9 protein-coding genes and 1 pseudogene are annotated in these 20,655 nt (G+C 66.7%); 2 read left to right on the top strand and 8 right to left on the bottom strand.

Features of this window, described 5'->3' with window-relative positions; translation table 11 throughout:
• Positions 1–403: 403 nt before the first annotated feature.
• Positions 404–1,027, top strand: a pseudogene (locus tag Ato02nite_RS12480) (helix-turn-helix domain-containing protein); the annotation flags it as partial.
• Positions 1,028–1,638: 611 nt separating this feature from the next.
• Here Ato02nite_RS12480 and Ato02nite_RS12490 read toward each other — a convergent pair.
• The 5 genes from Ato02nite_RS12490 to Ato02nite_RS12510 all read right to left on the bottom strand — a co-directional run bounded on the left by Ato02nite_RS12490 (position 1,639) and on the right by Ato02nite_RS12510 (position 16,344).
• Complete coding sequence (locus Ato02nite_RS12490) at positions 1,639–2,265, bottom strand: hypothetical protein (RefSeq protein ID WP_213006638.1); 627 nt, start codon at positions 2,263–2,265, stop codon at positions 1,639–1,641.
• A gap of 6 nt (positions 2,266–2,271) precedes the next feature.
• Positions 2,272–8,967: an RHS repeat-associated core domain-containing protein gene (locus Ato02nite_RS12495; RefSeq protein ID WP_213006639.1), complete on the bottom strand. Its 6,696-nt coding sequence runs from the start codon at positions 8,965–8,967 to the stop codon at positions 2,272–2,274.
• 60 nt (positions 8,968–9,027) lie between these two features.
• Complete coding sequence (locus Ato02nite_RS12500) at positions 9,028–15,321, bottom strand: NIDO-like domain-containing protein (protein WP_246606738.1); 6,294 nt, start codon at positions 15,319–15,321, stop codon at positions 9,028–9,030.
• Positions 15,322–15,580: 259 nt separating this feature from the next.
• Positions 15,581–15,718, bottom strand: coding sequence for a hypothetical protein (locus Ato02nite_RS12505; RefSeq protein WP_213006640.1), 138 nt, complete (start codon positions 15,716–15,718; stop codon positions 15,581–15,583).
• A gap of 428 nt (positions 15,719–16,146) precedes the next feature.
• A complete protein-coding gene (locus tag Ato02nite_RS12510; RefSeq protein WP_213006641.1) occupies positions 16,147–16,344 on the bottom strand; it encodes a hypothetical protein in 198 nt (65 codons plus the stop codon).
• A 528-nt stretch (positions 16,345–16,872) separates the two neighbouring features.
• On the opposite strand from Ato02nite_RS12510, the gene Ato02nite_RS52965 reads away from it, so the two are divergent.
• Complete coding sequence (locus Ato02nite_RS52965; protein ID WP_369076918.1) at positions 16,873–17,355, top strand: S1 RNA-binding domain-containing protein; 483 nt, start codon at positions 16,873–16,875, stop codon at positions 17,353–17,355.
• A 260-nt stretch (positions 17,356–17,615) separates the two neighbouring features.
• Here the strand turns inward: Ato02nite_RS52965 and Ato02nite_RS12520 are convergent, their stop codons facing one another.
• The 3 genes from Ato02nite_RS12520 to Ato02nite_RS12530 all read right to left on the bottom strand — a co-directional run bounded on the left by Ato02nite_RS12520 (position 17,616) and on the right by Ato02nite_RS12530 (position 20,622).
• Positions 17,616–18,050, bottom strand: a complete 435-nt coding sequence (locus Ato02nite_RS12520) for a hypothetical protein (RefSeq protein ID WP_213006643.1) — start codon at positions 18,048–18,050, stop codon at positions 17,616–17,618.
• Between the two features lie 26 nt (positions 18,051–18,076).
• The gene (locus tag Ato02nite_RS12525) at positions 18,077–18,952 is read right to left on the bottom strand and encodes a DUF2637 domain-containing protein (protein ID WP_213006644.1); all 876 of its coding nucleotides are present in this window, start codon (positions 18,950–18,952) and stop codon (positions 18,077–18,079) included.
• A gap of 665 nt (positions 18,953–19,617) precedes the next feature.
• Positions 19,618–20,622, bottom strand: a complete 1,005-nt coding sequence (locus Ato02nite_RS12530; protein WP_213006645.1) for a MarR family transcriptional regulator — start codon at positions 20,620–20,622, stop codon at positions 19,618–19,620.
• Positions 20,623–20,655 lie beyond the last annotated feature (33 nt).

Below are 20,655 nucleotides of genomic sequence, written 5' to 3' on the forward strand. Positions count from 1 at the left end.
TCTCCGGCACCAGCGAACGTTAGCGAGCCACCGTATCCATCGGCGCCCGGCTACTACCCGCCTTCCGGCCAGCATCCCCAGCCGGGCTCATATCCGCCGCCGGTCTCCTACCCGCCGCCAGGTTCGTATCCGCCGCCAGGTTCGTATCCGCCGCCAGGCGGCTATCCGTCGCAGGGTGGGTATGCACCGCCGGTCCCGCCATCGTCTGAGCCGCCGTACTCGCCTGACGCTCCGCCCAGCGCGCCGCGGCCCTAAGCGCGTAGGCAGAAGTTCGGTACGTAACTGGTGACGGGCTGTCCGCGAACACGCTCAAAGAGAGGGACATACCAACGTAAAGACCCCGCCGTGGGTTCGGATCAGGTTTCCACACAAGAGCCTGAACCCCGACGAGGTCACCGACAGTATGCGCCCCGCCCACGTCTACGCCAGCATGTCCGCACAGCAACACACCGAACTGATTACCGCCCTGCACGGCCCATGGCGTACGGCAACCCGGATGGTCATCGTCGTGTTGTCCGCCGCCGGCATGTCCCCGAGCGAGATCGCCGACCTGCTGCACTACGACCCGAAAACCGTTCGGACCTGGATCGCCCGCCACCGGTCCGAAGGCATCACCGGACTACCCGACCGGCCCCGCTCCGGACGCCCACGCAAAGGCAGCCGGCGTCTCGGTGAACGTATCCACACCCTGCTGCAAACCCCGAAAGCCTGGACCACCACCCGAATCTGGAGAGCCCTCGGCCGACCCGCGATCAGCCTGTCGACGATGCGCCGCCGCATCCGGGAACAAGCCCGCTGGGCCCGGCCCCGCCTGATCGCCAAAAGCGACCCGAACCGCGACAGCATCTGCACCACCATCCGCGAACGCATCACCGCCCTACCCGCCGGCAGCGTGGTCCTGGCCGAAGACGAAACCCACATCGACCTGCTCGCCCGGGTCCGTGCCTGCTGGATGCCCACCGGCCTGCGGCACCGGATCCTGACCCCCGGCACCAACGTGCGCCGCACCGTGCACGGCGCAGTCAACTGTGGGCGCTCACACCCCGCCGAACGGATCTATCTCGCCGACCAGCAGGCCATCACCATCCGCTACCACCAGGCCCGCACCCTCGACGAGAAGAACGCCGCCCTGCAAGACCTGCTCGACCACGCCGACACCCACGGCCCGCTCATCGACGAAGTGATCAAATACCAGGCCGACCACGGCAACTTCGCCAAACCACCCACCATCGCAGCAGTCACCAGCGACGACGAGCCGCCAGCCGCGCCCATCAAACGGCGCAGCAGCCGCACCCGCGAACCCCAGCAGTAGCCACCAGCCGGGTCCAGGTTGTTCAAAGCTGCTCTACAGGATCAAGACGGCGGCCCGGCCGAAGCCGGGCCGCGCGTACGCGCTCAAGGCCTACGGCTCCGCGCGCACGCCTACTCATGGCGACCCGCCCAACTCATGGCGACCTGTTCCAAGCGCATGTCACCATCGAGTGGCATCAATCGTCACGCATCGATGTGATCGCCTCGCTGACGGCAACGGCGACGGCAACCCGAGCAGACAATCCCGGACACGCACAGACACCGTCACGGTCAGCAACCACGATCGGTCACACAGCGCAACTTGCCACCGCACAAGCTGCTGATCGCCTAACCGTTAGTGTCGCTTACCAGATACTCCAAAGACGAGACAACGAAATCACCAAAATTCAGGCTCCGCCCCAGTAGCACAAACTCATGGTACAGCTGAGAACTAATCTCCATCCTCCTTGCATCGACAATCCGAAGAAAGAGTCGAAACGCAAGATCAGGCGACGATGTTTCTGCGAATCTCTTGAGCACAGAAAATGTGCCAACTAATCTTCCATCTACGTCGCTCCACGCCATCAAAGATCCGATCTGTGCTCCCACCGCTTCGGCGGGAGCACGTTTGGGAATCGGAACTCCAGCCGAAGGCGTTGGGATACCTCTCGCAACGAGCCACGTGCGGCTGCGCTCTTGAATGACAGATAGAAAATCGTCGCCAGAGTCAGCATCTCGGCCAAAGATAAAGTTTTCATCGGTCGACGCTGTCCATACATCCTCAATCTCCACACGCGATAGGCTGCTGAAAGCTGCCGCGTCTTCATACAGCGCCAAGACGGCAGGAGGCGTCTGATCCTCCCACAGGAAGATCTCCAGAACAGCAGTCCAGTCACCGGAGCTTCGCCAATCTTGGTGATACATCAACGACAGCAAACTTAGCCCGTAGTCCAACTCGGTAAAACGATCACGCATGACAACCTACTCCGGATATGCCGTATGAACATAATAACCACCAGAGTGGCCTTTCGCGCGCTGCAGGAGAATGAAATAGCCATTCCCTGCAGGCGAGCTTGACCCATCCGCGCGATAAACTGTTCCGATTGAGTTGGGAGCTCCAAATCTGCCCCGCAGAGGAAGCTGCTGATCCGATCCGCGCAACCAGTTTTGGATCTTCCTCTGGTTCCCAGCCAATCCATAGTCTACGACCTGCTGCGCCGTTTGCCCGTCAATGAAGACACTGTTACGCCCACCTTTGGCCGCGGCTAGATTGGCCGCTCGCTGCGGAGTGACATTGACGTGCTCGTCGAGAACGTGTGACCCAGGAAACTTCGCAGCGTCACCAACGAGGTCGCCGCAGTTGTGCACCAGCACGGGCGTCGTGCCGGCGAGCACATAGTACGTGTGGATGTCGTTGACGGTCAGGTTGTATGCAACGGCGTACTGGTGTGCTTCGGCGTTGAAGCCTGTCACGTGCGCGAAGCCGGTTGGTGTACGGACGAGGTCGCCGGTGTCGAGGGCCTCGGCGTTCTCCCAGCGGTGATCCGTCTCGTTCCAGAACGGGTGGTCCTCGGTCGTAACGATACGGTTGCCGTCGACATACAGCTCATATAGGTCGTCGTCGTGGGCCCAGACCGTGTCGATGCGTCGGGCGCCTTGCTCGCCTGTTTCCGGGTCGGCGGCGAGGACCTCGTCGCCGCGGCCCAGCTCCGATATTTTCTTCGTCGTGCCGTCAGCCATCAAGACCAGGGTGGCGGCCGCAAAGCTGCAGGCGCGGCCGAACTTGACTTTGGAGCCGACAATCGCCATGACGACGTTAGTCACCAGGTAGCCGGCATGATCGGCCCGCTCTTCCGGGGTCGCGCCGGTAGCCATGCCCTTTGCCTCGGCCCACAACGCCTCGATGGCGTGCCAGGTGTTGTCACCGTTGAAGGCGACGCCCAGCCCTTCCTGGCCTGCTCTCCTCAGCAACTCCCAGTAAGAAATTTCGCCATTTAGATAGGCGTTCGCGTCGCTCTCTGCCTTCGCCTGCGTGTTCTCGTACTGCGCCTTCAGGCCGTACCAGACGCCAACGGTGGCGTCGGAGAACGCCCTGCCCATGCCCTTGTAGTAACCCTTGAGCCCGCCGAGCGCGGAGCCGGCCACGCTCGTGCCCTTGGAGCCACTGCCACCGCTGCCCGAGTCGTCGTCGCTGTCCGACGGGTCGGAGCCGGTGGAGATGTTCTTCCGGTAGACGCCGGGGGTGCCGGCGAAGTCCGTGTCTCCGGCGTTGCCGTCCGAGTCGATGCGCAGGCCGGTCGGGTCGGAGTGGGCGACGGGGCTGTTGTTGGCGTAGGCGTAGGCGTTCCACTGTTGTGGGTCGGCCAGATCCTGGATGGGGTCGACCGAGATGAACCGGCCCGTGGCGGGGTCGTATTCGCGGGCACCCAGATGGGTCAGCCCGGTGTTGTCCTTGGTTCCGCCCAGGAAGCCCTTGTTGTTGGGCCAGGCGCCGGCGGTGCCTCGTTCCGTGCCGAACGGAGTCTGCCGGCGGACGGTCGCCTGCTGGGTGCCGACGTCGACCGCCACCTGTGCTGTTCCCTGGCCGTCGGACGCCAGCCAGGTCAGGGCCGTGCTGGTCCGGGAGGCGATCAGGGTGCTGCCGAGGCTGTAGTAGCGGGTGCAGGACGTGGTCGCGGTGCTGGTGTTGTAGCGGATTTCCTGGCCGGGCAGGTACAGCGTGCGGCCGGTGGGGTCGCGGCTGACCAGGCGGTTGCCGTCGGCGTCGTAGATGTAGGTGGTCTGGCCGGTGGTGTCGGTGGTGGTGTCGAGGTGGCCCTCGGGGTCCCAGGTCATTGTCTGGGTGCCGGCCGATACCGTCGGGCGGGTGAGCATGTTGCCGGTGGCGTCGTAGGTGTAGCTGCCGGTGGTGTCGCCGGTGGTGCCGGTCAGGGCGTGCGGGCGTACCGCGGTGAGGCCGGATGCCGGGTAGGTGTAGTCGGTGGTGGCGTCGCCGGACGATGAGTGGACGGTCTGCTTGGTGCGGTTGCCGATCGCGTCGTATTGCCAGCTGTTCCAGTACGCGGCCGGGCCGCCCAGCAGGGACGTCGACGCAGCTGCCGCGCAGTCGCCGGCGGCCGGTGTCCAGGCCTCGGTCAGCCGGGACAGGTAGTCGTAGCTGAAGCATTGGGTGTCGTCGACCGGGTCGGGGGCTACGTCGGTGATCTTGGTGATGTTGCTGGCAGGGTTGTACGAGTAGGTGGTGTCCGACAGCGTGTTCGGGGTGACGGTGTCGCGGTCGGTCCGGATGCCGGTGACTCGGCCGGTCTCCAGCTCGCGGGTGTAGGCGGTATAGACGTGTCCGCCGCTTCCCAGGTACCGGCCGATCTGTTCGAGCTCGCCGAGAGCGCTGTAATCGACGCCATCAACGTAGGACAGATTCTGCTCGCCGTAGACGCTGTTGAGGGTGGTGGGCATCCCGAGGGCGTTGTAGCCGTAGTCGAGTTCTTCCGCCTCCAGACCGGTGTTGGTCGACGGCATCTTGCTGAGCTTGACCGACCCGTCGACGTTGTAGGCCGTGCTGTAGCTGTAGGTTCCGGCGAGGCCGGTCTCCGTCGCCGGAATGATGTACTGCGACTTCGTGGGTTGGTAGTTGTCGTTGTATTCGGCGACGCTGAATTGGTAGCCGGCCGATCCGAAGTACCTCGTCGACGCGGTGAGGTACCCCTTGGCGACCGTGTCGTAGAGCCATGCGGCCCGTGCGGTGCCACCGACCTGATTGTCGTACGCGGCACGTTTACGGTTCAGAGGGTCGTACGCGTAGGCGATCTTCTTTTCGCGGGCGTCGGTAGCGGTCACCACGTTGCCGGCGTTGTCGTACGTGAACGTGGACTTGCCCTTGTCCGGGTCGATCGTCTGCAGCGTCCGGCCGCGGACGTCGTATGTCGAGGTCCAGGTGTTGCCGAGAGCATCGGTGACCGCTGTCTGATACCCACGCCGGTCGAAGGTGTAGGTGGTCGCGTCCCAGGTCCCGGCGGTCTGCGGGGTGGGCGCCGTGCCGTGGTACTGCCGCAGTTCGACGGTACGGCCGCGGACATCGGTGACGGTCGAGGCCGCCGTCCCGCCGGTCGGCGGCGTCACATCGACCCGGTCGCCGCCGTAGCCGGTGGTCGTGCGCCAGCGTTCCACGCCGTACGGCTGGAAGATCGCGGCCGTGGTCCGGCCGGCGCCGTCGTAGACGGTCCTGCTCTGCCGGGGAACGAACGCCTTGTCGGTCGCGGTCAGCAGGCTGCCGCCGGGTTCGCCGGTGGTGTGGTAGCTGCCGAAGCTGAGGGATTCCCGGCCAGCGGTGTCGTAGAACTGCTCGGTGATGATGCGCCCGCCGGACGGTGAGGGAGACTGGGTCTGCCGTTGCCGCAGCAGGCCGTCGTAGAGGGTGTAGGAGGTGTTGTAGGCGCCGGCCGCGTTCAGGGCCGAGGTGGCGACCACGTTGGGGCTGACGGTGCTGAGGGTGTAGGCGTAGTTCGCCGTGGCGGTGTCGACGTCCTTGGTCCGGCCGGGTGCCCAGAGCGCGGTCGTGCGGCCAAGTGGGTCGTATGTGATGTCGGTGCGTTTGGCGTTGGGGTCGACGGCCGCGATCGGCAGGCCCCAGGCCGGCTCCAGCGTGGTCTTCGTCTCGTGCAGTAGCGGGTTCTTGCCGCTGGTCGCGGTGACCGGCCCGTCCGAGGCTGGCGTGTACGCGGTGGTGGAGGTGTTGTTCAGCGGGTCCCAGATGGTGGTCGGCCGTCCGTGCACGTCGTAGCTGGCTTTGCTGAGCGGGCCGAAGGTCGGCGAGCCGCTGTTCCAGGCGGTCAGCTGCTGCGTCTGGGTCGGCAGGCCCTTGGTGGGTGCGGCGCCGTAGGCCTGGCCGTCGTAGCTGGTCCGGGTCTCGCCGATCACGTCGGCCTCGGTGAGCGTGCCGCCGGTGTCGGCACATTTGACCGCGAACCTGCGCTCCCGCTGGACCCGGCTGATAATCCAGGTGCCGGTGTTGCGGACGTAGTCGGTGAGCGTGCACTGCTCGTCACCGGCGACTCCGTCCAGCCCGAGGTCGTCGACGGCGGTCGGCATGCCGTAGGAGTCGAACGAGGTGACGGTCCTGGCTACCCGTTCGCCGCGGCCGCCGTCCAGAGTCACGTGCGAGGTCGTGGTGCCGGTGTCGCTGAATCGGGCGGTGACGGTGTCGCCGTTGATGGTGCGGGTGGCGGTCGCCGCCGACGCCCACGGGGTGTTGAGCATGCGGGACACGACCGTGCCGGCCGGGCCGTTGAGGGTCTTCGTCTCGCGGGTGGCACCCGCGAACCAGTCGTCGTCGGCGATGCCGTCCACGCTTACCGGCTTGCTGCCACCGGCGGCGTTGAGGCGGTCGCCGTTCATGCCCCGGAAGTACCGGGTCTCGGTGTAGGTCTGCTCGCCTGCGTCGCCGATCGTCACTCCGACCCGGCCGTAGCCGCGGTAGTCCGACCAGGTCTTGTAATTCTTCTTGACCATGCCGTCGTCGTCGGTGTAATGCCAGGCCGCACCGTCGAGGTAGGAGTAGGAGTAGGCGATGCGGGGGCTGCCGCCGGGAGGGAGGCCACCGGTGTTGTCGTTCTCGTAGATCGTGGTCACGACGTACTTGTTGAACCAGTCGGTGACCGGATCGGTGTAGCCCTCCGGCACCCATCGCACGGGGTAACAGCGGCGGGTGTTGGTTTCCGGTGTCGGGCGGGTCTCGCCCGCTTTGCAGTCTTGCTCGGAGTAGTTGACGCTGATCGACCCGCCGCTGTCGGTGCGGATCCGGGTGATCCGCATCCAGTTCATCGCCGCGGCGAAGTCGATGGTGTCGACCCGGTTGGCCATCTGCACCGGGGTGAACTCGACGTCCGGGACCGTCGCGGACCCGCCGACCAGGCCGACGTGCGACAGCTTCGACAGCCACAGTCCGGCCCGGGTGCCGTCACCGGGGTCGGGGTAGGTGTGGGTCAGCGTCCACCGCTCGACATCGCTGAGCGAGGAGCCGCGTCGCACCTGGGTGGTGACCGAGGCGAGGCGCTTGGTCGACCAGAACGTCGGCGAGAAGTCGTCGGCGCAGGTGGTGCCGGTGCAGGACAGGTCCCAGGGCACGTCGGACCAGTGCGTGGCGTCGTGGGTTGCGCAGTCGCTCAGGCACCGGTCGGCCACGGCGAAGTCGACGCGCATCGGCGGCGTGGTACTCAGGACCGAGTCGACGCTGTTGATCTTCCGGGTGCCGTAGTCGATGTGGTCGAGCCAGGACGCCCGGTCGTAGGAGGCCGCGTCGGTGGTCTCGAGGTTGCGGGCGTACTTGTTGGTCTCCTTCTGGTACCAGAGGGACATGGAGTTGCCGCGCGGGTCGACGACGTAGTCGAGGTTCCACCGCCATGCCTGGGTGCAGTCGGAGTCGGCGAACGTGGTGGCGTGGCACGGCTCGCCGGGGTCGTTACCGAACACCGGCACGGTCAGGGTCGAGTTGGTGACCTCGTTGCCGGACGCCCAGCCGGGGAGCCGGTTGAGACCGAACCAGTACTGGACGCCGTCGGTGGTGGTGACCACCCAGTACTCGCCGTCGTTGTCGCCGTTGGTGGCTCCGGTCTTGCGTTCGATCCGGGAGCCGTCGTCGCTGCGCAGGTGCCACCGGTCCTCGGCGGCGTTGTAGAGCAGTTCGCCGGAGTGGCCGGACAGCGACAGTGTGGCGTTGCTGGTTTCCCAGCAGAGGTCGCCGGTCTTCTGGGTGTTGTTGGCCGACCCGTCCATGTCCTCGGCGCAGCTCTGGTAGCTGCGTTCGATGAACCCGCCGGCGCTGGTCGCGAAGCCTTCGCCTACCCAGGAGGGCTGGTTGTTCGATGCTGCGTGCATGCCGTCGACGGACTGCGAGGAATAGTTCAGCGCCACGTCCGGCGCCGGACCGCCCAGGCCGGGCGGTGTTCGCATGGCGTACGACCAGGTGAACTCGCCGGTGTTGCGGCCGGCCGACCAGGTCGAGGACGGGCTCAGCGTGCTCGCCCCGTAGCTGCCCGCCGGACCGGAGGGTGCCGCTGTTGCCGCTACCAGGGTCTGGGTGCTGCTGACTGCGAGGTCGGCTGAGACGGTCTGTGCCTTGAGGTCGTTGGTGGACTTCAGGGGGGTCGCTGCGCATTCCGCCTTGGCCGGTGTGGTCAGGGCGCATGCGGGCAGTGACACCAGCCGCAGGCGGCTCGACCAGTCGGCGCCGTAGGCGGTGGCGAACGAGCGGTAGTCCACCGACACCTTCGCCGGCGCAGCCGCCGATGCTCCGTCCGCGCGGGCCACCCGCATCAGGACGCCCCGGATCCCCGCCCGCTCGGTGGCCGGGCGATCCAGCATCTCCACCCGGACCCGGGACGGGCCGGGCTGGGCCGACCGGGCCACTCGGACGGGCAGACCCGTCGAGGTCGCGGCGGCCGTGTCGACCACCTGGGTGCTCGCCTTCGGCCACACCGGGGCCGGGCGGGCCGAGGCCTGCGGCAGGGCCTTCTCGGCGACGGCCGGCTGGGCCTTGGGCGCCTTGACCGGCACGGTCGGCACCGGTTTGGCGGCAGGTGGTGTGTACGGGCCGGGCTTGGCCGCGTGCGCGGCGGGCGCCTGGAGAAGGCCGGCGATCAGGGCCGCGGACATGATCGCCGCGACTCTCGGGCGGAACATCTCAGACAAGGTCGAGCTCACCGAACACTCCTCGGGGCGTTGGCGGGAGGGGCGGAAAGGTCAGGAGTGGGACGGCTGGAGGCGAAGGCCGTAGCCGGGCCGTAGGACGCCCAGCTGGTCGGACCAGATGAGCTCCGACGTGTCGTCCTTGGGGGCGATACCGATCCGGGCGGCGCCGCCGGAGCGGATGAAGGTGCCGTCGTTGGTCGGGTAGGCGAAGCTGATGCCGCCACCGGTCTCGTCGAAGATCGCCTGGAACGTGACCCTCGTCGACCCGTCGTCGTTGTACGGGCGCACGTTGCGCCACTCGACGACGTATTGGCGGTTCGGGGCGGTTCCGCGGACACCGGTCAGGATGGTCGAGTTCTCGTCGGCCTCCCAGTCGCCGCTGAACGGCGCCACGTAGCCGCTGCCGAAGTCGAGGTAGCCGCCCGTGAAGACAAGGGCCGACGTGTTCGCCGTGCCGTACAGGGTGATCGGGAACGGCAGGGTGAGCGTCGACTGCTGGTCATGACCGCCGAACAGCGAGGTCCCGGACAGTGCGGTGTAGGGGACTGCCTGCTCGGCGATGCGGTAACCGTCGCCGGGTTCGGCGGGCCAGTTCATCGCCACCGTGTCCCGGCCGACCAGGGCCGGCCAGGCCATCGAGTACGCGCAGTCGCCGCTCGGGATGGTGGCCACCACGTTCCAGGTCTTCGCCGGCACACCGACCAGCTCGTACCAGCCGTTCTCGTCGCTGGTCACCGACAGGCCGGCGGCCTTCACCGTGGCCCCTTCGACCGGGTCGTCGCCGCAGGTGACCCTGCCCTCGATGGTGTTGGTGGCCGGCGCGTCGGCGGTGAAGGTGATGCTCCTACCGGTGGCCAACTGCGGCGCGCGGAAGAGGTACTGGAAGCCACCCACGCCGGCGGCACCCTCCACGCCGACCGCGGCACGGGCGCCGCGTTCGAGGTCGGCGAGCGGGTCGATGTCGTCGTAGGCGAAGGTGACGCCACCGTTCTCGGTGAAGATCACCTCGAAGGTGACCCGTTCGTTGTCGCCGCCCCAGATCTTGGCGTTGCGCCACTCGACGATCCACTGCCGGTTCGGGGCGGTGCCGCTGATCTTGGTGAGCATCGCCGCGTCGTTGTCGATGTCCAGGTCATCGAAGAACGGGAAGACCACGTTGTTCGGCGAGGCCGGGGCCCAGGTGCCGGACGGGATCTCGCTGTCCGGGTACGACCAGGGGCTGGTCGGGGCGAAGGAGATGAAGCCGTTGCTGCCGATCCACGCGGATGTGGTGTTGACCTCGCCGTACAGCTTGATCGGGAAGGGCACCGGCACCTGCCACACCGCGTCGTCGCCGGTCCAGTCCCGGACAGTGTCGCCGGGGATCACCCCCTGGGTGCCGACCGTGCAGGTGTAGAAATCGTCGTTCTTGGGGCTGACCGACAGGTCCACCGACAGGTCGCCGGAGCTCTTGTAGCCGGTCGCGGTCGCGTACTGCCCGGTGCAGCCATCAGTGCCGGTGTTGACCGCCAGCGTGTACGCACCGACCGGGGTGTTCGCGAACTGGTAGCTGCCGTCGGCGCCGGTTACCGTGCTGCGGCCGCCGGGGTTCATGGTGATCGTGGCACCGGCCACCGGCTCAGTGGTCCACCCCTCGGTCAACACACCACGGACGACACCGGCCGGCGCGGGGGTGTACGTGATCGAACTGTTCGCGGTGAGCGCGGCCTCCTGGTAGGAGTACAGCTCCCAGCTCCAACCGTCCGGGCTCTTCAATCCGACGGAGGCGGCGCTGCCGCGCTGCCGGGCGCTGGTCATCGCGCCGTAGTGGAAGGCATAGCTGCCGTTCTCGTGGAAGACCGCCTCGAACGTCACCCGCTCGTCCGTGTCGACGAACAGAACGTTGCGCCATTCCACGGTGAACGTGCGGTTCGGTGCCGTACCCGCCGCCTGCGTCCGCACACTGGCCGAGCCGTCGATCCAGAAGTCGTCCCAGAACGGGGCGACCGTCCCACCGGCGACCTGAACAAAACCATCGTCATAGACGGTCAGCGTGCTCGAACTAGCGCCGTGCAACCGCACCGGGAACGGCGCGGTCACCGTGGTGGACACCCAGTCGTCGGTCAGCGGCAACACAGTGCCGGCCGCCACGTATCCGGAGGCACCGGTCGAGCAGGCGTACCCCATCTCGCCGTAATTGGGCCCAGCGTGCAGGTCATGCACTGTGTCGGCGAGCAACTCGACCTGATCGGCGACCGTGATCGCGCACCGGCCGGGCAGCGACGCCGACACCGTGTAACTGTCGGCCACCGCCCCGTCGAAGGCATAGCTGCCATTGGCGGCCGTGGTGGTGGTCATGCCGCTCGGGTCGAGGGTCACGGTGGCGCCGCCGACCGCGGCGCCGGCGGCGTTGGTCAGGGTGCCGCTGAGCGTGTGGGTCTCGAACGAGCCGGTCACCTCGGGCGGGGTGAACACCAGCGCCTTCCCGCTGACCAGGGACGCCTCCTCGGTGGAGTAGGCGAAACCGTCCTCGCCGTCGGAGGACTCGATCCCGACGAGCGCGTTCGCGCCCCGCTCGGCCGCGTTGTCCAGACCGTCGTAGTTAGTGGTGACGGTGCCGTCCGGGCTGAGCAACACCTCGAAGGACAGACGCTGCCCGGTGTTGCCCTTGCGGTAGACGTTGCGCCACTCGATCAGGAACCGCTGCGTTGCACCGGACCCGACGACCGAGGTACGCACGCTCGCCGACGCGTCGACCACCAGGTCGTCCCAGAACGGTGCGATCACCGCGTTCGGATCGGCACCGGAGACCAGCGGTGTGCCGGCAGTGTGCGGGTGCGAACCCTGCGGATCGACGAACGACAGCAGGCCGTTGGTGTCGACCCATGCCGTGCGGTACGCGCCGCCGTAGAACGGGAAGGCGAACGGCAGGTTCACGGTGGCGACTGCATCGTCGCCGGTCAGAGCGAGAGTCGTGGCCGCGGCCGAGAACGTGGTGGTGTTCTCGGCGCAGACATGGCCGAGGTTGCTGCCTGCTCGCATCAGCAGGATCTGCACGATCATGCCTTCGCCGTCGATCAGCAGTTGCTGGTCGGAGACCAGGCCGCAGCGGCCGCCGTAGGTCGCGGTGATGGTGTAGAAGTCGATCGGGATGTTCGCGAACCCGAATGCCCCGTTGGCGTCGGCGGTGGCGGTGTACCCGCCCGGCTGCAGCTTGACGACGGCCCCGGGAGCCGGGAGCCAGGTGGTGTCGAGCACCACGCCGGTCACGCTGGTAGCCGGCTTGACGCGGAGCTGAATCTGGGCCTTCGGGCCGGTCCGGCCGCCGGCGTCGACCGCCACCGCGAACACCGTCCGTTCGCCGGTGAACGTGCCGACCGGCAGGTTCACCGTAGCGGTGCCGCCAGGCTCGATGGCGTTCACCATGAGATCGAGCGTGCTGTTGTCGAGGCTGTACTTGAACTTGGTGACGTTGGTGTCACCACGGGCGTCGAACGTGACCGCCACCGTGCCACCGGCCACGATCTCGGGGCCGTTCGGCAGGCTGAGTTGTGGTTTCAGCGGCAGCGCTAGGGTGGCAATGTTCGCGTCGGTCTCGATGAAGTTGTAAATCCGGACGTCGTCGATGGCGCCGTTGAAGTAGGCCTCATTGCCGTCGTGCCACATGTGCTTGCCGACCAGGACCGGCCCGGTCGCGTTGAAGCCGGTGCCGGCCGTGACGGTGGCGCTGCCGGCCTGCCGGACGCCGTTGACGTAGAGCGTCATCGTGCGGGTCGTCCCGTTGTAGACGCCGGTGAGGTGCGTCCACTTATTCGCGACAGAAAGCGCGTCGGAGTACACCTGGTACACAGCCGCGTTCTCGGTGTCGCTCGCGGTGATGTAGAAGCGCCATTTCTTGAGATGACCGGCGAATCCCAGGGCGTACGCGTAGGTGGCGTTGCCTGCGGCTCCGACTGCCGTGGATTGCACGGGGTTGTCGACAGAATCGATCTTTACCCAGGCCGAGACGGTGAAGCTGCTGTCGGTGCGGACCGCCGTGGCGGCACCGGTGTCCGGGTGCGGGTAGGTCGGAGCGCTCGCCGTGGTCGCGTATCCGGTGCTGCCGTTCACCCACAGGGCACTGCCCTCATTCCCCCGCCCGGCGACCCGGGTCGCACCGCCGGCCAGCGTGAGGGTGTTGTTGTGCTGGCTGATGTCGGCGGCGGTACTGGTTCCGGTCGCCTCCTCGAAAGTCCATCGGGCGGCCGGGCCGGTGCCCGCGTTCACGGAGAACGAGTAGTCCCTGGACAGCGCCGACAAGCGGCCGGCCCGGTCCTTGGACCAGACGTGCAGCACGTTGAGGCCGTCATGCTGCGGCGTGACGGTAATCGTCGCGCCGTAGTTAGAGGCGGCTGGCACCGTCGGCGCGGCGAGTTGCTGCCCGGAGTCCAGCGTCCAGGCGTAGGAGACGACCTCCTCCGGATGCTCCGTCGACCCGGGCGGCGTGATCGTGAAGGTACCGGGTATTCCCACGCCACCTCGGAAGACACCACTCGGATAGTCGGTCGAAGTGACCCCACCTGGCTTCGCGGGCGGGGTCGCGTCGACGGTGAACTCGCAGGTGCCCGACCAGGTCGACAGGTTTCCGTCGGACGTCTTGGTCTGCCAGACGTACGTTGTGCCGTCGGCCAGCTTCCCGGCCGGGACAGCCTTGGCGACGGAGGCGTTGTTACCGTTGGTCTGCGACACCTTGTTCGACTCGCTGCGCGCACCGCCGTACTGCCACCAGTAGAAATCGGTGGTCAGGCTCTGCTCGTCGGTGTCCGGGTCGGACTGCATGGCGGCCAGGGTTGGCGTCGGCGACAGCACGTACGGGCGGCCGCTACCGGTGGCGCACGCCTTGGTGTCGGCGATGCGGTTGGTGGCGGCGTTCGGCGCCCGGTTGTACGTGACCGACAGCTTCGCCGTGGACGGGTTGTACCGCTTCCACTGCGACAACGTGCCCTCGTCGACAGCGCGCAGGCCCACGCTCACGCTGGTCCAGTTCTTCGACGCGCCCAGCGCCACCATCGACTTCACGTCGAACTCGATCGTGCCGGGGCCGTAGCAGCCGTGCACCCCGCCGACCTTGCGGTCGCCCTTGGTCTGCGCGGTGTAGCTGTTGTTCCAGGTCGGCTGACTGTTCCAGGTGGTTGTCTTCGAGAACCCGCCGGTCAACCACAGCTTCGCGTTGGTCACCGGGCTGCACGTCCACGACCACCGCTGCTCGATCCGGAACTGGGCGCCGAGGATCTGGGTGGCCTTGACCTTGCTGGTGTCCATCCGGAACAGCGACCGGATGATGTGGTCGGAACAGCCGGAACAGTCCTCGGTCCGGCCGGCCCCGGCCGAGCCGCGCGCCGCCCCGTCGGTCAGCGCTGTCGTGTTCTTCCAGAACGAGCTGGACGGATACTTGCTCCACACCGAGGTCCACTCGTTGTCGACCAGGCCACCGGTCACCGCCGGGTCGATGTACACCGGGTACCTCGTGCGCGGGTCGGTCAGCATCGCCCGGTCCGGGGTGACCGTGATCGCCGAGCCGGTCACCCGCAGCGGCATCACGGCCCGGCGCTTCGCCTCGCCCTCGGCGGTGATGTCCGGCCGTGACTGCTCGGCGGGCGACGAGGGCGACGACGACTCGGTGGAGTCCCACATCAGCGGGGCGGGCGCGGTGAACACCGCGGCGCCCTTGGCGTCCCGGGCCACCAGGCCGCCGCCGGTCGCGGCCTTGACCTTGACACCCTTGGCCGACATGCCGAACTTGAGCTTCGCCAGTTTCGGGTTGGCCGCCGCCTTACGGTCGTGCACGACCAGCACTTCGGAGAAACCGGTCGCCTGCGCGGTCACCCGCAGGTCGACTCCGGGCAGCACCCCCTTGTAGAGCGCGGTCGACCCGGCGAGCGCCGGCTTCGGCAGCTTCTCCGGCCAGGTCACCGTCAGCTCGCGGTCGCGGTCCCCCAGCCGCCCGACCAGGGTGTCGCCACCCGCTGAGAACACCATCGGCAAAACGGTGGCCTTCGGAGCGATACCGGCCGCGGTCGCGCGTAGGCGGGTGTCGACCGGAATCCAGTTCTTGCCGTCGCGCACCCGGGCCGGCTCGACGGTCTCGTCGAGCGTGCGCGATCCGTCCGGATTGACGAAGACCTGCGCGTGCTCGGTGCGCTCGGCGAGGTTCTCCACCCGGCCCCGGCACACACGGGCCATCCGCACGGCCGCCGCCTCGTCAGGCTGTTCGGTCACACACCGCGCCGGCGGCAGAGCCGCCACAGCCGGCTCGGCACCGGCCGGCACCGACAACCCGGAGACGATCGTGGCTGCGACGGCAGCGATGACCACACGACGATTCACGAACCTGACAGCAGCCATCGACACATCCCCCGCGACACCAGCTCAGTCGCGAAGAATTAACACATGCAAGATCACGGATGTAAACAGAGAGTTTTGAGTCGATCGCTGAGCGACAGTAAGCACGCAACCGCATTCGCTGGTCAGAACCTCCAATCCGCCACAGCTCAGAACGAAATGTGGCGCAAGTCACCATCCCAGTTCGGCTCTCAGAGGGTTGCCACCGGCCTGCAGTGCCAGCGCGAGACCTCGGTACCGCCCCCTACAACTTCCCGATCGGCGGTGGCGGCGGCAACAGCGGCGGCAACGGCGGCAGCAAGGGCAACTGCGGCGGCTCGGGCCGGGGCAACGGCGGCGACATCAGCGGCAGCAACGGCAAGAGATTCGGCAGCACCTTCATCGGGACCTCAAGGACCAGGTCAAGGCGCCTGGAACCTGAACAAGGTCATGCACGACTACACCGGCTACGTTCCATTCCCGCCCGGCTTCGGCGGCGGCCACTGCAAGGCAGCCTCCAACGCGGTCACCAACATGGGCAAGCAGCAGTTGAAGCTTTCCTAGAACACCACCATCTGCCAGTTCGGCGTAATCAGCGGTTGCCAGGAGCAATGAAGTCAATCGGCTGCGGCGACCTCAAACAGCGAATGCGCAGGCCACGTCACGCTCCTGGTCGCCGATGCCCTGCTGACCCACCGCATAGGAGCGGCGAAGATGACCCCGAGGCCACGCCGCCGAACAGGGCAGCTTCCGGGCATCATTGCGCGACACCGGCGAGCAGGCTGTCGGGTACAAGAACAGGTTCTCGGTGGACGCCCCAGTCTTGCTGGACTACCGCACCCAGAAGGCGATCGGCGACGTCCAGGTGGCGACGAGGTCCTGGCCACCGACCCTACCGCAGCCGTGGTAGTAACCGCCCTGATCGCCAACACCGACACCGACCTGGTCGACGTAACGATCAAATCGGGCGACGGCACGATCGCAACCGTGCACACCACCCCGGAACACCCGTTCTGGAACCCCGTCCACTCACCAATGGACCAACGCCGCCGACCTGAACCCCGGCGACGCAATGCAGCCCCCCGCCCCCGCGGCACTGGCAACCGTCCTGACCGTCCACGCCTTCCAAGGCCACGAGACGATGCACAACCTCAGCGTCGCCGTCATCCACACGTACTATGTGCTCGCCGGGCGGACCCCGGTGCTCGTACACAACACAGGTGGGAGCCTTGATCTTTGCCGGGTTTCTCCACCGAGTAGGGGCCATAAGGAGCGCGTTCAAGGGCTGGACCCTGACGACTTTCCTGATTTCGATGAGAACAGCGACATCGCGACAGGCTCAGCGCATTTCGGAAATAGTGAGAGACGACAGCCTTTGCGGCCAATAACTCGCATCGGGCAGGCGATGGGTTTAAGGTCAGGATTCCAGCACAGTGGATTCAAGACAACGACGACATAGAAATTCGGGATGGCCTCGGCAGTCAGAAAGAAAACTTGATTCCCGAAATTGATTCCGGAGTTCAACAACTTCGGACGCAAGCATTGGAGGCCAGGCCAATGAATTCCCCCGAGAATCAGTTGCGGAGATACTCCACGGTTTCAGGCGTTGTTGCTGACCATAAGAAGTATGGCCTGCTCCTGCACTTGGAAAACGGCGTTGAGGGCTTTGTTGATTCTTCCGATGTTGCAGACCGTCCAGTTGATTCGGGTGACTGGCCATCAGTTGGGATAACCGTGATGGCTGTCGTTCTCGGGCCTACTCAGATGGGTCGTTGGCGATTGAGTATGCGCGATCGGGACATAAGGGTTGTAACGGCACTGGAGGACCCCCAAGCCGAATTTGGGTATTGGGACGCGCTTAAGGTAGCTGGGCCGGGCAATTCAGCCGCCCGTGATGCGTTCCTTTCTTCCCCGAGCGCTGTTCCGCTGCTGCGGTGGGCACTGGCGTGTCCGTGGCACTCCTCGGATAGAAAGCTAGCGGAAGAACTACTGGCCACCGCGCCTGGAACTGTCAAAGAGCAATTTGACTTGCCGGACTGATCTGGCAGCCGGCTCAAGCGGCTCGGGTGTGTGTTCGCGCGCGGCTGTCCGTCGTTGGTCGCCCATGTCGCCGTCATGGTTGCCGTTAGCCGTGGCAACATGTCGCTTCAATCGATCTTCTGGTAGGTGCATGGGCGTCGCGGCAGGTGCGGTCGGTCGGGGTGCGGCATGTCGGCCGATGGAAGCCTCGGTGGAAGCGTCTTGCGGGATCGCTATTGCACCGCTTTTTTCGGATTTTTCCGCTGCAAACTTCCGCCCCGCTAAATGTGCCCTCCTACGCCGTCGCGTCGGCCAACTTTGCCATCGACCCGGCCGTCCATCGGGTTGTCCACGTACTCTTCCGGCAGCTCCACACCGAGCATGGCCGCCTTCTGCCGCAAGACGCCCGAGGTCGCAGCGTTGCGGACGTTGCGCAGCTGCTTGGCGGTCAGGGCATACCGGGCCCGAGCAACATCATCGTTGAGCGGACCCAACACCGAATCCCCCTCCGAGCACATCGGCACCCACAGAGCTGCCCACTCGGCGGTCGTCGCCGCCGTCGCTGGCACCCGCATCCCAGCAACCCGAGGCTCGGCGCCCGCCTCCTTGTCCAGCCTGGACGGCCCGCGCGGCGCGGGCGTAACCGGCCGGGCCGCGACAGTCAGCGCCAAACCTTCCCCCGGCGCCTCGGCCAGCCAGCCCAGAACGCTCTCCACTGGGGCGGGAACACTGACCGTGCCCGTCAAACCCCTTCACGTCCCTCTGCGGCGTCTACGGCCGTTTCAAGGCCCGCTTGTGCCGCTTGAAGTTCCTCGTGTCGCCGTGCCGCGGCCAGAGCCTCCTGATGACGGTTGATGATCTTCGCCTCCCGCACCGCCCGCTTTAGCGCTCGAACCCGGTTGAGATTGGCGATCGCGTTCAGGACCGTGGCCGGCATGCCTTCGGCCGGCGGGTAGTTGCGCCAGGCCACCGCGGCGCAGAACGTGTTCGTGGGCCAGGCGATCCACCGCGCCCCGAACCTGGGGTTGCTGCGCTTGACGTAGGCCGCGCCTTCCTCGAACTGCGCCAGGAACTCGTGCAGCATGACCATGCCGAACAGACTCAACAGCGCGAGGTAGCCGCCCGCGATCAGGTTGTGACCGGAGTGGGTGTACTCGTAGGCGAAGTTCACCGTCGCCGAGGCGACCGCGGCACCCCACACCACCCGGTAGCAGCGATCCGGGGCTTTCCGCATGCGTACCGCGCGGAAGGCGAGGAACGCGAACGTCACGCTGACCCCGTCCAGGGTGCCCGGGACCAGGTATTCCCAGCCGTCGTGCCAGCCCAGTACGTCCCGGCCGAAGGCGATCAGTCCATGGAACGAGCCGGCCAGCACCATCGCCCAGCACAACCCGGCCGGGATCAGGGCGGCCACCGTCAACGCTGCATCCCGCTTCCGAGCGGCGTCACCGCCCACCAGGTGCGGGTCGGCAGCCCGCTCGCCGGCCCGCCGCATCCGCCGCCGCGCGCTGGACCACGTCACGAGGGTGGCGACCAGATTGGCGGCCACCAGGACCACCACCCAGACTCCCGGAGGCACTCGCTCCGCGAACTCCGAGACCCTCTCCCAGGTGCTCATCGCGCACCCGCCACCATGATGGCCAAACGTTCAGCCGACACCGGCAGAGGCAGCGTTACCGCTACCAGCCCTGCAGTCGGAACGGAAGCGGCCTGGCAACGGTCAGATGCCACACTCACTTCGCAGACACCTGGCTGTCTGGTGTTACCAGAACGGTCAAGTCCGCGAGCAGCGCCGGACCACGAAAACGTACATATGGTAGTTAACTGCATAGTTGACCTCCGTCTTGGAGGCCCCGAAGCGGCGCCGCTCCCCACCAAATTTGTTGGGGAAATTGTTGGGGAACGACGCCGGACCTACCCGTACGAGGCCGGACCGAGCCGGAAGCCGCTGCAACGCAGCCGCAGCTCAGAGGCCCTTTTCAGGACTGAACCCGACCGAGCCGGACGAACCAAGCGGTTCTTCCAAACTGATTACGCGAGTTCGATTCTCGTCGCCCGCTCCACGTTTGACCTGCTAGGCGGCATGATCAACAGAACTTGATCAGGCCCCCACGCAACACGCGAGCCGGCGACGCATCCCGTTCAGCCCCAGCTCACAGCGGTCCCCCTCCAACCGCCACGAACGCCGACCGAGCAGGGCTTCCCGGGCCGATCCATATGCTGGGACCGCCAACGCAGATCAGGCTCATACCGCGACGGACCTAAAGTTTGGCGTCAGACCGGCTACCGACGCCGGCTGTTCCACTCCGCGTCGGCGCGGGCCTCCAGTCCCTCCAGCAGGCGGTCGAGCGACGGCAGCGCGGCCACGAGCCGTTCCTGGTCGTCGGCGGGCAACTCGGCGAGCACCTCGGCGAGCACTTCCGCGCGGCCCTGACGGAACGTGTGGAGCACGTCCTGGCCGTGTTCGGTGGCTCGAAGCAGCACCGAGCGACCGTCGGCCGCCGACCGTTCCCGCTCCACCAGGCCGTCCGTCACCAGAACGCGCAGGGAGTTGCTGACGGTCGGCCGAGCCAGCCGGAGTTCCTCGGCGAGACGGGCCGGGGACAGCTCACCACCGGACACGAGCTTGCGCAGGATCTGTACCTGCGACTCCATGGCCGGCATCTCCTCCGAGCCTTTGGTGGCGTCGTAGACGCCGCGCCACAGCGCCGGTAGCAGGTGGGCGAGATGCTTCGGAGTGTCGGCGTCGGGGGCGGAGAACGGCGATTGGGCGCCGGCGGGCAGGTCCACCTCGAATGCGTTGAGCAGCATCGCCAGCATGGCGAAGGTGCCGAGCGCCGCGACGAGCTCGACGAGGCCCGGTTCGCCGAACCGGTCACGGGCGGCGGCGTACGTTTCGTCGGTGATGGTGTGCCGGGTGAGCAGTTCGCTGGTGAACCGGTAGAGGTCCGCCTCGTCCGCGGCGGGAAATTCGGGCGGCAGGCCGTCTGCCAGGCGCTGCAGCGCGCTGGCATCCACCCCGGCTTCGGCCGCCTTGCCGAGGTGGGCGAGCCACGAGTGGTCGGCACCGTAGTGGCGGGCCGTGACCAGCAGGGCCAGCTCGCGCAGCCGAGGTGGCAGGGACGACTCGTACAGGCAGAACGAGGACAGCAGCTCGACTCGCTCGCACAGTTGCGGGCTGCGCATCAGCACGCTGAACGGCCCGTTCAGCGGCCCGCGCCGGCCGATGATCCGGTCGATCAGCTCGGCCTGCTCCGAGTCCATGCCGGACAGCGGTCCGAGTCGCATGAAGAGTCCTTTCGTCGATTGGTTTGAGATGGC

The sequence above is a fragment of the Paractinoplanes toevensis genome, assembly GCF_018332695.1.
GTDB lineage: Bacteria > Actinomycetota > Actinomycetes > Mycobacteriales > Micromonosporaceae > Actinoplanes > Actinoplanes toevensis.

What these genes read in the sequence shown, in the direction of transcription:
- Ato02nite_RS12490 (WP_213006638.1), bottom strand. Translation starts at nt 2,265, where the DNA reads ATGCGTGATCGTTTTACCGAGTTGGACTACGGGCTAAGTTTGCTGTCG.
- Ato02nite_RS12525 (WP_213006644.1), bottom strand. Translation starts at nt 18,952, where the DNA reads ATGAGCACCTGGGAGAGGGTCTCGGAGTTCGCGGAGCGAGTGCCTCCG.
- Ato02nite_RS12495 (WP_213006639.1), bottom strand. Translation starts at nt 8,967, where the DNA reads ATGTTCCGCCCGAGAGTCGCGGCGATCATGTCCGCGGCCCTGATCGCC.
- Ato02nite_RS12505 (WP_213006640.1), bottom strand. Translation starts at nt 15,718, where the DNA reads ATGAAGGTGCTGCCGAATCTCTTGCCGTTGCTGCCGCTGATGTCGCCG.
- Ato02nite_RS52965 (WP_369076918.1), top strand. Translation starts at nt 16,873, where the DNA reads ATGAATTCCCCCGAGAATCAGTTGCGGAGATACTCCACGGTTTCAGGC.
- Ato02nite_RS12530 (WP_213006645.1), bottom strand. Translation starts at nt 20,622, where the DNA reads ATGCGACTCGGACCGCTGTCCGGCATGGACTCGGAGCAGGCCGAGCTG.